General features: G+C 35.2%; 12 protein-coding genes. 9 read left to right on the top strand and 3 right to left on the bottom strand.

Annotated features, from left to right (window positions below):
- Positions 1-164: 164 nt before the first annotated feature.
- The 6 genes from uvrA (at position 165) to yihA (ending at position 9795) form a co-directional block, all read left to right on the top strand.
- Positions 165-2975, top strand: coding sequence for an excinuclease ABC subunit UvrA (gene uvrA, locus Q7P22_RS12925; RefSeq protein ID WP_303864794.1), 2811 nt, complete (start codon positions 165-167; stop codon positions 2973-2975).
- Positions 2976-3408: 433 nt separating this feature from the next.
- Positions 3409-4704, top strand: coding sequence for a trigger factor (gene tig, locus Q7P22_RS12920; RefSeq protein WP_303864792.1), 1296 nt, complete (start codon positions 3409-3411; stop codon positions 4702-4704).
- Between the two features lie 29 nt (positions 4705-4733).
- Entirely contained in the window at positions 4734-5315 is a 582-nt protein-coding gene (gene clpP, locus Q7P22_RS12915; RefSeq protein ID WP_303864796.1) for an ATP-dependent Clp endopeptidase proteolytic subunit ClpP, read from the top strand.
- 13 nt (positions 5316-5328) lie between these two features.
- A complete protein-coding gene (gene clpX / locus Q7P22_RS12910) occupies positions 5329-6609 on the top strand; it encodes an ATP-dependent Clp protease ATP-binding subunit ClpX (protein ID WP_303864790.1) in 1281 nt (426 codons plus the stop codon).
- 244 nt (positions 6610-6853) lie between these two features.
- The gene (gene lon, locus Q7P22_RS12905; protein ID WP_303864788.1) at positions 6854-9208 is read left to right on the top strand and encodes an endopeptidase La; all 2355 of its coding nucleotides are present in this window, start codon (positions 6854-6856) and stop codon (positions 9206-9208) included.
- Positions 9208-9795 (top strand): ribosome biogenesis GTP-binding protein YihA/YsxC, encoded by a 588-nt coding sequence (gene yihA / locus Q7P22_RS12900; RefSeq protein ID WP_303864786.1) that lies wholly within the window; start codon positions 9208-9210, stop codon positions 9793-9795. Before lon ends, yihA begins: the two co-directional genes overlap by 1 nt.
- 127 nt (positions 9796-9922) lie before the next feature.
- Here the strand turns inward: yihA and Q7P22_RS12895 are convergent, their stop codons facing one another.
- The 3 genes from Q7P22_RS12895 to Q7P22_RS12885 all read right to left on the bottom strand — a co-directional run bounded on the left by Q7P22_RS12895 (position 9923) and on the right by Q7P22_RS12885 (position 11414).
- The gene (locus Q7P22_RS12895) at positions 9923-10672 is read right to left on the bottom strand and encodes a hypothetical protein (protein WP_303864784.1); all 750 of its coding nucleotides are present in this window, start codon (positions 10670-10672) and stop codon (positions 9923-9925) included.
- A 190-nt stretch (positions 10673-10862) separates the two neighbouring features.
- Complete coding sequence (locus Q7P22_RS12890) at positions 10863-11057, bottom strand: hypothetical protein (protein WP_303864782.1); 195 nt, start codon at positions 11055-11057, stop codon at positions 10863-10865.
- A 201-nt stretch (positions 11058-11258) separates the two neighbouring features.
- On the bottom strand, positions 11259-11414 hold the full coding sequence (locus Q7P22_RS12885; protein WP_303864780.1) for a hypothetical protein: 156 nt from the start codon (positions 11412-11414) through the stop codon (positions 11259-11261).
- A 126-nt stretch (positions 11415-11540) separates the two neighbouring features.
- Here Q7P22_RS12885 and Q7P22_RS12880 point away from each other — a divergent pair, with 126 nt between their 5' ends.
- The 3 genes from Q7P22_RS12880 to Q7P22_RS12870 all read left to right on the top strand — a co-directional run.
- Complete coding sequence (locus Q7P22_RS12880; protein WP_303864778.1) at positions 11541-11879, top strand: hypothetical protein; 339 nt, start codon at positions 11541-11543, stop codon at positions 11877-11879.
- Positions 11880-11890: 11 nt separating this feature from the next.
- Positions 11891-12250: a hypothetical protein gene (locus Q7P22_RS12875; RefSeq protein ID WP_303864776.1), complete on the top strand. Its 360-nt coding sequence runs from the start codon at positions 11891-11893 to the stop codon at positions 12248-12250.
- A 26-nt stretch (positions 12251-12276) separates the two neighbouring features.
- On the top strand, positions 12277-12907 hold a 631-nt coding region (locus tag Q7P22_RS12870; RefSeq protein ID WP_303864774.1), incomplete at its 3' end, for a S8 family serine peptidase.

The following is a 12907-nucleotide window of genomic DNA, read 5'->3' as shown; positions in this document are numbered from 1 at the left end:
CCAAAAACTTAGAACATACAACGTAGAACTTAGAACTCAAAAGAGGGCTTAAATTCGGTAGTTCTAAGATCTAAGTTCTATGTAAAAGCATAACAGTCACCTTCGGTGACTAAAAACTTAGAACTTACAACATAGAACTTACAACTTAAACGAAGGGAGCATTTATGAAATACATTACGATAAAAGGTGCTAAAGAACACAATCTTAAGAATATCAGTGTAAAGATTCCTAGGGATCAGTTTGTGGTTTTGACTGGGCTTAGTGGGTCTGGGAAATCTTCTTTAGCTTTTGATACCATATACGCAGAGGGACAAAGAAAGTATGTAGAGTCTCTTTCTTCCTATGCAAGAATGTTCTTAGGTCAAATGAGCAAGCCTGATGTAGAAAGTATTGAAGGCTTGTCTCCAGCAATATCTATTGATCAAAAGACCACGAATAGAAATCCGCGCTCCACTGTAGGAACGGTTACGGAAATTTATGATTACTACCGATTATTATATGCTAGAATAGGAATTCCTCATTGCCCTAAATGTGGTAAGGAGATTTCATCCCAATCTGTAGACCAGATGGTAGATCAGATTATGTCTATGGAGCTTAGGACAAAGTTTCAGATACTAGCACCTATTATTCGAGGCGCAAAAGGACAGCACAAAAAACTTCTTGAATCCATTAAGAAAGATGGATATGTGCGAGCGATTATCGATGGCGATATGTTTGAATTAAGCGAAGAAATTGATTTAGATAAAAACAAAAAGCATACTATTGAAATAGTCATCGACCGTTTAGTAGTAAAAGAAAATATGGAAAAAAGATTAGCAGACTCTATAGAAACAGCCTTGAAAATGTCGGATGGAGTTATTATAGTTGATGTAATAGACGGAGAAAGGCATACTTATAGTGAAAAATTTGCCTGTCACGATTGCGGTATTTCTATGGATAAATTAGAACCTAGAATGTTCTCCTTTAATAATCCCTTTGGCATGTGTGAGGAATGTAATGGCTTAGGGTTTCATAGTCAAGTGGATCCAGAATTGTTAATTCCTGATAGGACTCTATCTCTAAACAAAGGAGCTGTTCAATTCTATGGAATAGGCAATGAAGACACTTATTACCATGAAGTCGTATCAGAGCTAGCAAAGCTTTACGATTTTTCTATGGATGAGCCTTTAGAAAATGCTCCGAAAGAATTTATGGATGCACTTCTTTACGGAACAGACAGAATCGTTCGCATTAACTTTAATTCTCATTTTGGAGGATGGAAGGAAAAAGATGTAGTCTTTGAAGGTATTGTAAAAAATATGGACAGAAGGCATAGAGGGACAACATCAGAACAGATGCTAAGGAAGATTGAGAGCTTTATGTCAGATATTCCTTGCCCTACATGCAAGGGAAAGAGATTAAATGACAAGACTCTGGCAGTCACTGTTAAGGATGTGAATATCATCGAATTGACGGATTTGTCTGTAAAAGATAGCATAGACTTTTTCCGCAAAATCCAATTAACGCCATATGAAAAGATGATCTCTGAGCAAATATTAATCGAATTAAAATCTCGCCTACATTTTCTGAAGGATGTAGGACTAGACTACCTGAATCTTTCTCGAAGTGCAGGTACCCTTTCGGGTGGTGAATCTCAGAGAATTCGCTTAGCTACTCAAATAGGTGCAGGTTTAGTTGGTGTTTTATATGTATTAGATGAACCTAGTATTGGTCTACACCAGAGAGATAATGAGAAGCTTCTTCAGGCTTTGCGAAACCTCACCAATCTTGGCAATACATTGATTGTCGTTGAACACGATGAGGACACCATGTACGAAGCGGATTATATTATTGATATTGGACCTGGTGCTGGCATTCACGGAGGCGAAGTAGTAGCCGAAGGAGATGTAGAAAAGATTAAAAAGTCTAGAAAGTCTATAACAGGTCAGTACCTAAGTGGCAAGAAGAGCATCCCTGTTCCATCCCAAAGGCGAAAGGGAAATGGACATTTTCTTGAAATTAAAGGAGCCAAAGAGAATAATTTAAAGAACATCAATGTAAAATTCCCTCTTGGAACGTTAAACTGTGTGACGGGAGTATCTGGTTCGGGAAAAAGTACATTGATAAACGAAATCCTTTATAAAGGTGTAGCCCACAAGACCAATCGCTTAAACAGAAAGATAGGAAAGCATAAGGAAATAGTAGGTATTGAGAATATTGATAAAGTCATTGATATTGATCAATCTCCAATAGGCCGAACACCACGATCAAATCCTGCCACCTATACAGGGGTATTTGATATAATCCGAGATTTATATTCTCAGACACCAGACGCAAAAGCGAAAGGATATCAAAAAGGTCGCTTCAGTTTCAATGTAAAAGGTGGAAGATGTGAAATCTGCAAGGGCGACGGAATTATAAAAATCGAAATGAACTTTCTCCCTGATGTGTATGTTCCCTGCGAAGTCTGTAAGGGAAAACGCTATAATAGAGAAACACTCGAGGTAAAATATAAAGGAAAGAGCATTGCCGATGTCTTAGAAATGACTGTTGAGGAAGCATTTGAATTTTTCAAGAATATTCCTAGAATTGAATCAAAGATGCGAACGCTAAACGAGGTAGGATTAGGCTATATTAAATTAGGACAACCATCTACTCAGTTATCCGGAGGAGAAGCACAGCGAATTAAATTGGCTACGGAGTTGAGTAAAAGGAGTACGGGCAAAACTTTATATATTTTAGATGAGCCCACTACAGGACTTCATATTGCAGATGTAGATAAATTGGTTATGGTCTTAGAACAACTAGTAGATCACGGGAACACTGTAGTGGTTATTGAACATAATTTAGATGTGATTAAAGTTGCAGATTATGTTGTTGATTTAGGTCCAGAAGGTGGAGAAGGCGGTGGGAGTATCGTCATTACAGGAACACCAGAGGAAGTGGCTCAATATGAAGGATCTTATACAGGGCGTTTTCTAAAAGAAAAAATATAGAAAATTTATGTGTTTTTTGTTTTGATTCGGAAAAAGTTTGGTATAATGCAAGCTAGGGATTAAAGCACCTTCCGTGCTTTAATCCCTAGACCCTAGCCTTTAGTCACGAGCATCAGGGTATTTATTTGAGCGCTACAAGGCTTTATGCAAAAGCTCACGTAGGAAACGATGCCCTCGCCGATTCGCTACTAAGCAATCCGTAATGAGTTTAGGTTGTGCTAGGCGGGTCAAAAACCTTAGGCTCAAGCCCTTAGTCATAGAGCGAGTAATAAGTTAAAGACCATTGTTATCAGCAGTTACGATAGGTAAAAGGTCAGATTGGATTTGTAACAAATCTGTATTTCCAATTTGTAACTTTTGAAATCGTATGTTATAATGAAAAGGTTAAAATTTTATTTATTCAGAAGAAGAAAGTGTATATAGGAGGATTTTGATGGGATCAACAGTTGAAAAAATAGAAAAAAATGTAGCGACGGTAAAAATAGAAGTTTCAGCAGAGGACTTTAATAAAGCCGTAAACAAATCATATAATAAGAGCAGAGGCAAATTTACAGTTCCAGGATTTAGAAAAGGAAAAGCACCAAGAAAGATCATTGAAGCACAATATGGAGTGAATGTATTCTATGAAGACGCAATTGATTTTGCATTCCCAGAGGCTTATAATAAAGCTGTAGAAGAACATAGTTTATTTCCAGTTTCTAGACCATCTATGGAAAGTTTAGATACAGTAGATGCACAAGAAGGTCTTGTTATGACTATAAGCGTTGCTATAAAACCTGAAGTAGAATTAGGTGAATACAAAGGCGCTGAAATCGAAAGTTTAGATTATGTAGTAACAGATGAAGACATCAATGCAGAATTAGAAAAAATTCAAAGTCAAAATGCTCGATTGGTAAGTGTTGAAGAAGGTACTGCTGCAAAAGAACAAGATACAGTTGTAATTGACTTCGAAGGGTTTGTAGATGAAGTGGCTTTCGAAGGCGGTAAAGGTGAAAATTACAATCTAGTGTTAGGATCAAAACAATTTATTCCAGGTTTTGAAGAACAATTAATTGGCATAAAAGTAGGAGAAGAAGTAGACGTAAAAGTAAATTTCCCTGAAGAGTATCATGCTGATGACTTAGCTGGAAAAGAAGCTATTTTCAAAGTAAAAGTGAACGAAATAAAGACAAAAGAGTTGCCTGAAATTGACGACGAATTCGTTAAAGACATTAGCGAATTTGATACATTAGATGAATACAAACAAGACTTAAAGGCAAAACTGCAAGAGACAAAAACAAATGAACTAAAAGAAGAAGCAAAAAACAAAACAGCTAAATTTGCTGTAGATAACGCTACTGTTGAGATTCCTAAGCCAATGGTCGATGAAGAAATCGATAAAACAATAGAAAACTTTTCATACCGTATGCAAATGCAAGGAATCAGTATGGAAGATTATTTCAGATACACCAATTCTTCTGAAGAAGCATTTAGAGAAAGTGCAAGAGGAGACGTAGAAAACCAAATCAAGACAGATTTAGTTTTGTCAAAAATAACTGAAGTAGAAAATATTCAAGCGACAGAAGAGGAAATTGCAGAAGCTATTGAAGAATATGCAAAATCTTATAATATGGAAGCAGACAAGATGAAAGAGACTATGACAGATAGTGATAAAGAATATTTCCAAGAAACAGTTAAGAGAAAAAATGTAATTGCATACTTAGTTGAAAATGCAGTACAAAAGAATTAATAGATAAAAAAGGAGTGGGATTTATGGATATGAATTTAGTTCCTATGGTTGTAGAACAAACAGGCAGAGGTGAAAGATCTTACGATATCTTTTCAAGATTATTAAAGGAGAGAATCATCTTCTTAAATGGTGAGGTTAATGATACAACCGCAAGTTTAGTTGTAGCCCAATTGCTATTTTTAGAAGCAGAAGATGCTGACAAAGACATTCAGTTGTATATTAATAGTCCTGGAGGCTCTGTTACGGCTGGTTTTGCTATATATGATACCATGAATTACATTAAAAGCGACGTCTCTACAATTTGTATTGGTATGGCAGCATCAATGGGAGCCTTCTTATTAGCTGCAGGACAAAACGGAAAGAGATTTGCCCTTCCTAATAGTGAAATTATGATTCATCAACCACTAGGTGGCGCAAAAGGTCAATCTGTGGACGTACAAATTTACGCAAACCGATTGATTCGAACAAGAGATGAAATCAATAGAATATTAAGTGAAAAAACAGGTCAACCTATCGAAGTCGTTCAAAAAGATACAGATAGAGATAATTTTATGAGCGCTAAAGAGGCAAAAGATTACGGGTTGATAGACAAAGTTATTACTTCAAGGTAAGTGAGGTGTTATAGTGACGAAAAACGACGAACAACATATAAATTGTTCATTTTGTGGAAAAACTCAAAATCAAGTAAAGAGAATGGTCGCAGGGCCAGGTGTTTATATTTGTAATGAGTGGATCGACCTTTGTCAAGAAATTGTAGGGGAAGAATACGTCTATGAAGATATTAATGTTGGAGATATTCCAGTACCACATGAAATAAAAGATTTTTTAGATGAATTTGTCATTTCACAAGAAAGAGCGAAAAAATCTTTATCTGTTGCAGTATACAATCATTATAAGAGGATTAATGCAGAGCAAATTGACGATGTTGAACTTCAAAAGAGCAATATCCTTTTATTAGGACCTACTGGTTCCGGTAAGACTTTATTAGCTCAGACCCTAGCCAAAATCTTAAACGTCCCTTTTGCTATTGCAGATGCCACATCATTGACAGAAGCAGGTTATGTAGGGGAAGATGTAGAGAATATTTTACTAAAATTGATTCAAGCTGCAGATTACGATATCGAAAGAGCTCAAACAGGTATCATTTATATTGATGAAATCGACAAAGTTGCTCGAAAAAGTGAAAACCCATCCATTACTCGTGATGTTAGTGGTGAAGGTGTTCAGCAGGCATTACTCAAGATTCTTGAAGGCACAGTAGCAAATGTTCCTCCACAAGGTGGAAGAAAACATCCTCATCAAGAGTTCTTGCAAATTGATACCACGAATGTTTTATTTATTCTTGGTGGTGCATTTGATGGAATCGAAAAGATTATTGCAAAACGTAGTGGTAGTAAGGCAATTGGGTTTGGTGCCGATGTCAGAGGAAAAAAAGATTCTACTAGCAGTGAATTATTAAAAGAGATTCAAACAAGAGATTTACTGAAATTTGGTTTGATTCCTGAATTCATTGGAAGGGTTCCAATTGTCACCACATTAGAGCCATTAGATAAAGAGGCCCTAATAAGAATTTTAACGGAACCTAAAAATGCGTTAGTTAAACAATATCAAAAATTGTTTGAAATGGACGATGTAGAATTAATCTTTGAAGAAGGTGCTTTAAAAGCAATCGCGAAAAAGGCTCTTAAAAACGAAACAGGTGCTAGAGGTTTAAGAGGGATTATTGAAGAAGTAATGTTAGACGTAATGTACGATGTTCCTTCCCAAAAGGACATTATCAGGTGTATTATTTCTGAAGAAACCATCACAAAAAACAAAGCACCTCTTCTAGTATACAGAGAAAAACAACTAGAAGAACCTAAAAAAACAAGTAAAAAGAAAAGCGACGAAGAAAGCGCTAGCTGAGAAAAAGCTCTAGAGAGAACCTCTAGAGCTTTTTAGTCGCTAGCCGTTTCGGGTTATTTCATATTCCATTATGAGACCCCAAGACAATTCCATAAAGCCAGGGACTAGAGATTTTAGCCTAGTGACTTGTATTTTAAATCATTTGACAGTATTCACACTTTTTTTGTTGTAATAATTGCATAAGATAGTTAAAATGATATAATGATAAACGAATAGACTGTTTTTGTTAAGGAGGACTTAGGGTTTGGACAATACCATTAAATATATAGAAGAAGAGCCAAATGAAATTTTGCAAGATAAAGAATACCCCCTAATCCCATTAAGGGGATTAAGTGTATTTCCAGGAATGGTTTTACACTTTGACGTAGGGCGAACAAAATCTATAAATGCATTAGAAGAAGCTATGGCAGATGATCAAAATGTTATATTGATCTGTCAAAGAAATGCAGATGTAGATGATCCACAACCAGAAGATTTATACTCTGTAGGTACATTGGCTGTTGTAAAACAACTCTTAAAGATGCCAGGAAATGTTATTCGAGTTTTAGTAGAAATTGAAAGCAGAGTACTGGTTACAGAATATACTGAGCAAGAAAACTTTTTTAAAGTTCATATACAAGAGATTAAAGGGGAAGAACTAAAAGATAAAGAATCAAAAGCTTTATTGCGAATGACGAAACAATCTTTTATAACCTACCTCGGTTTGACGAAGAAATCATCACCAGATATCATTTTGGCTATGGATTCTATTAAAAACACAGATCAACTACTAGATGTCATTGGAGCAAATTTGCTTTTAGATATTGAAGAAAGCCAGGATTTACTCCAGGAGCTCGATACGAAAAGACGTGTATACAAAATATACGAAGTATTAGTAAAAGAATTAGAGCTCCTTGAAATAGAGAAGGATATTGACGATAAAGTCAAAGACCAAATGGATAAGCAGCAAAAAGAATATTATCTAAGAGAGCAAATGCGTGTCATTCAAGAAGAGCTTGGAGATGGCTCTACTTCTAATGTCATTGAAGAGTATAGAGAGCAATTATCTAAGCTGGATTTAGAGGATGAAATCAAAGAAAAAGTAGAAAAGGAAATCTCAAGGTTAAGCAAAGTTCCATCAGGAACAAGTGAGGCTGGAGTTATTCAAACTTATATCGAATGGATTCTAGATTTACCTTGGAATACAGAAACACAAGAGTTTATTGAACTAAAGGAAGCTAGAAAGATTTTAGATGAAGACCATTATGCTTTAGATAAAGTAAAGGAAAGAATCCTAGAGTATTTAGCTGTAACAAAACTATCAAATTCCTTAAAAGCGCCTATTTTATGTTTAGTAGGACCTCCAGGTGTGGGTAAAACTTCCATAGCAAAATCCATATCACGTGCGATAGGTCGTAAGTTTGTTCGAATGTCATTAGGTGGAATGAGAGATGAAGCTGAGATTCGAGGACATCGTCGTACGTATGTAGGAGCTATCCCTGGAAGAATTATTTATAATATTAAACAAGCTGGAAGCAAAAACCCACTATTTCTTCTAGATGAAATAGATAAAATGAGTCAAGACTTTAGAGGGGATCCAGCATCTGCTCTATTAGAGGTTCTTGATCCAGAGCAAAACACAACATTTACAGACAATTATTTAGAACTTCCTTTTGACTTATCAAAAGTCATGTTTATTACTACGGCTAATAGCACAAGTACAATACCAGGTCCATTATTAGACCGTATGGAAATCATTGAATTATCAGGTTATATGGCTCAAGAAAAATTGGAAATCGCTAAAAAATATCTCTTGCCAAAACAAACTGAAATGAATGGATTGAAGAAGAGCAATATCAAAATTTCTGAAGAGACATTAATGGAAGTGATCAATCACTATTCTCGGGAATCTGGAGTACGTGGATTAGAACGACTCATTGCGCGTATTTGTAGAGTAGTAGCTAGAATTATCGTAGAAGATAATAAGAAATCCGTTACTGTGAATAATAAAAACTTAGAGAAATTCCTAGGACCAAGAAAATACTTCTATGATATTATCGAAGACAAAAAAGAAATTGGCTTGGTCAACGGCTTGGCTTGGACATCTGTAGGTGGAGAGACATTACAAATTGAAGCTATTTCAATGCCAGGAAAAGGAAAGGTCGAACTTACCGGACAGTTAGGGGATGTAATGAAGGAATCCGCTCTAGCAGGAATTAGTTACATCCGATCTAAAACAAAAGACCTAGGTATTGATGAGAACTTTTATAAAGAATTAGATATTCACCTTCACGTTCCCGAGGGAGCCATACCAAAGGATGGTCCTTCTGCAGGAATTACCATGACTACTGCCTTACTATCCATGTTGACAAAAACACCAGTAAATCAGAATCTAGCCATGACTGGAGAAATCACTCTTAGAGGAAGAGTGTTGCCAATTGGTGGGGTAAAAGAAAAACTTTTAGCCGCTCATCGAGCAAATATTCGAAATATCATTATTCCTAAAGAAAATGAGAAGGATTTAGATGAAATACCAGATAATATTAAAAAAGAACTTCATATTTCCGCTGTAAGCAATATGGAAGAGGTTATTCAATTGGTGTTTCACGGTGATTTATAATGAAAATCAATAACGTTCATTTGATTATTAGTGCAGTAAATGCAAAACATTATCCACAACACGACCTACCAGAAGTTTTGCTTTTGGGTAGGTCAAATGTGGGTAAATCTTCGTTTATTAACACAATGATTAATAGAAAAGCCCTAGCTAGAACCAGCTCTCAGCCTGGAAAAACCCGAACTATAAATTTTTATAATGTAGAAGATCTTTTTTGCTTTGTAGATATGCCTGGTTATGGATACGCCAAAGTGTCTAGAGACGAAAGAAAAGATTTTAAGAGGATGATTGAAGAGTATATAAAAAAACGTGAAAATCTAACAATTGTCATACACTTAATTGATTTTCGGCATGAGCCTACTGCTGATGATATAGAAGTGCATAATTGGCTTAGAAAGATGGACATAATTCCTATAGTTATAGCCACAAAAATTGACAAAGTAAAGAACAACGACTATCGAAAAAACATAAAACAAATCATCCGAGCATTCGACTTAGACGGTCCAGAAGATATTATCTTATTTTCTTCTACTGCAAAAAGAGGGAAAGAAGAATTGATGGAAATTTTAGATGAAATTTTGCTCGACTAGGATATTCCTCTTGAGTTAGCAACGTTCAGCTTAGGTATTCCTTTCGGATTTATTAATGGGTTATCAACGAGCCCTAAAGTACTGGTGGCTGATTGCTGACCACTAAAAAAGACAGAGTAAAGAACATTCACTCTGTCTTTTTATTTGAAAATTTATCGAGCAAATCAACGATGTCGGATAATTGCTCATCTTTATTTTCGTCTTGACCTACACTTTGGTTTTCAAAAGATTCTGATTGTTGATTTTCATTCATATCTTCGGTATCTTCTTCTACAGAATCGTCAACGCGAGAAATTTCTGCGGTGCTTTGAAGTAATTTGAGTATGTTGACGGTCTGTTTGATTTTTGTGTATTTGTCTCTTGGTATGAATAGTTTGAGATTATCTAGTATGTATTCTGCCTTGATTTCTAGAGATTGTGCAGTTTTAATACCACTGATGCTATTTTTAATTTTATCTATTGTATAGAGCCTTGAAATGGCATTGTTGACTTGTCGATTGGCACCAGCTGACAAGTAAGGAGACATCTCTTGGGCAATCTCTAGACCTTCCTTAATGGTCATTGGTTTAACGCTTACCGCGTTAATGGAAGGTTCGCTTTGGATTTTTACAAGAGATCCTACATCGTGTTTTATGCTATTTAACTTGATTAAAGCTCTTAAGAGAATTTGATTTTTGGGATGAAGATAAGGATCAAGGGTTTCTACAGCCTGAATGACGTCTCCAGTATCCTCGCTATAGCTTACCTCAAAGTCCGTATTAACAATCTGATGCTCTATCGGCTGTGAATCCATATCGTCTAAAGGAAAGGCTTTTCTATGCAATGGAAGCTGACTATGCCCTTTTGGCCCCCACTCATAGGATTTGTTTTCATTCATATACAACACTCCAAGTTATTTACTATAATCTATGCTTTCCGAGTTGCATCTAGACCTTTGTTGTGTAGAAGGTAATCTATTGATTCATTTGGGGATTATGTACCGAGTAGATTAGCCCCCAAATGAATCAAAATGCAATACCCTTGTCATGTAAATTTGCTTAGAATCTCCTAGGTCGGTTCTGCAGATTCTAGAAAATATTAAGTCCGTCGCCAAATATAACTAACAAAACGATTAGAATCAGTAACCAATTGTCTCCTATATTAAATTTATCAAAAATATTGTCTCCACAACCATCATCTTTAAGTATTAAAAAGACTACCAGTAAAAGCACAATGATCAAAAGCGTATTATCATCATCAAACATACCTTGCAAAAAGTCCATATTTACCTCCCTATTATATATAGGAAATGGCATTGGCCATTTCCCAAATTCTTATTTCCCTATAGTCTATATTCTACACAGGGGCATCTTATGCAATTTTTAGTATGTGTCTGTTTGTGTTGCTATAATATTTACTCCTTTGTATATTACGTTAAGCAATTCATTTGGTGATGAATAGATGGTGTCTTTTACGTAATTATCTTATTTAGTAAATATGATAACTAACAGTAAGAAGAAGAATAATAATGTTTCGTTATTATCTCCGCATATACCAAAGTCGTCAAATAATACAATTAGTAACAAGAAAAACATTAATAGTGTTGAACAATCACAGTTATCTCCAAAAAAACAAGACATTTGTTTACCTCCTAAAATAATGATATTGGTATTGCTTAGTTCATATTACGTAGATATAGAGGAAAGTGTGAAAAAATAAAGCACAATTTAAAAACAAGGACATAGAATACTATTGAGAACTTATAAATGGGAGGGATTCATATCAAGGACAAAGATGTAATGGATATGATCAAGAAAGTCAGCGATTTAAAACAGAATGATGAGGCTTTATACGAAAAAAAAGTTGACGAACTAAAAAATACCATCGGCCAAGATAAAGTAGAGAAAAAACTAAAAGAGCTGGATAAGAAATACGGCAATCAACTGAACGATTCAATAAAGAAGATTACCGAATTTAAAAAAACGGCTTCTAATGAAGAGGTAGCTCAATTAATTCTAGATATGAAAGGTAAACTCTCAAAAGAAGACCAGAAGAAATTTGATAAGTTCCTAAAGATGGCAAAAAACTATATGAAAGATATTTAATGGGGGTAGAGATGTCAATTTTAAATAATTTATTACATTCAGATCCGGAAGCAGCTGAAAAGCAAAAGGAGGTCAATGAAAAGAAATTGGCTGAAAAAAAGGAAAGACGAGCAAAAAAACTTGCACAGACAAAAGCACGACGTGAAAAGATAAAAGCAGAAAAGGCAGAAAGATTGGCTAAAAGAAAAAAAGCGAGAAAACAAAAGGTTAAAGATATAAATGAAAATAGAGAAGAAGATATAGGTATTAAGGAAGAATTAGAAAAAGTAAAAGAAGAAACTCAAGATGAAAGCGAAGAAATCCAAGAAGAAAATAAGGAAGTAGAAGAAGTCAAATACATCAAAACAAGATCACGAAAAAGAAATAACTAATCTCATATTATCACCCTTTTTCTCGTTTGCACATAGATTATAGCAAACACAGGAAAGGGGTGTTTGCTATTTCTAGACGAAAAAAAATTGATAGTAGATTACTAAATCGAATTCAAAAAAATAGGAATGAAGATATTTCTATCATTATATTATATAAAGATTTTAATAAACTAATCACGAGAAAAGCATTAAAAGAATGTAATTGTAAAATAAAGTATAATTTAGAGCTCATCGATGCGGTGGCTGTAGATATGCCAGCGTCAAAAATAGAGGAGTTGTCAAAGTTTCCAGAAGTAAATTTTATTGCTGATGATTCCAAAGTGACCACACAAATGGAAATCGTGCGAGGTACTGTTGATGATGGAGTGTCGGAGGATTTTGGATATGATGGGAGTGGGATAGGCGTAGCTGTTTTAGATACAGGAGTATATCCTCATGAAGACTTAATTGCAAAAGAAAATCGAATTGTTGCATTTAAAGATTTTGTCAATAAGCATACTAGTCCATATGATGATAATGGTCATGGCACCCATGTAGCTGGGATTATTGCCGGAGATGGAACGGCTTCTAAAGGTAAATACAGGGGTATTGCCCCAAAGTCAAAAATCATCGGCGTTAAGGTAATGAACGCTGATGGGGGAGGAGCTACTTCTAATA

It is taken from the genome of Alkalibaculum bacchi (assembly GCF_937875145.1).
In the GTDB taxonomy this organism is placed as follows: domain Bacteria; phylum Bacillota; class Clostridia; order Eubacteriales; family Alkalibacteraceae; genus Alkalibaculum; species Alkalibaculum bacchi_A.
Note: the sequence above shows the minus strand (reverse complement) of the source record. Positions and strands in the feature narration are given on the sequence as shown.

Coding starts and splice junctions, on each gene's coding strand:
- uvrA (WP_303864794.1), top strand. CDS start 165: ATGAAATACATTACGATAAAAGGTGCTAAAGAACACAATCTTAAGAAT.
- tig (WP_303864792.1), top strand. CDS start 3,409: ATGGGATCAACAGTTGAAAAAATAGAAAAAAATGTAGCGACGGTAAAA.
- clpP (WP_303864796.1), top strand. CDS start 4,734: ATGAATTTAGTTCCTATGGTTGTAGAACAAACAGGCAGAGGTGAAAGA.
- yihA (WP_303864786.1), top strand. CDS start 9,208: ATGAAAATCAATAACGTTCATTTGATTATTAGTGCAGTAAATGCAAAA.
- Q7P22_RS12895 (WP_303864784.1), bottom strand. CDS start 10,672: ATGAATGAAAACAAATCCTATGAGTGGGGGCCAAAAGGGCATAGTCAG.
- Q7P22_RS12890 (WP_303864782.1), bottom strand. CDS start 11,057: ATGGACTTTTTGCAAGGTATGTTTGATGATGATAATACGCTTTTGATC.
- Q7P22_RS12885 (WP_303864780.1), bottom strand. CDS start 11,414: ATGTCTTGTTTTTTTGGAGATAACTGTGATTGTTCAACACTATTAATG.
- Q7P22_RS12880 (WP_303864778.1), top strand. CDS start 11,541: ATGGGAGGGATTCATATCAAGGACAAAGATGTAATGGATATGATCAAG.
- Q7P22_RS12875 (WP_303864776.1), top strand. CDS start 11,891: ATGTCAATTTTAAATAATTTATTACATTCAGATCCGGAAGCAGCTGAA.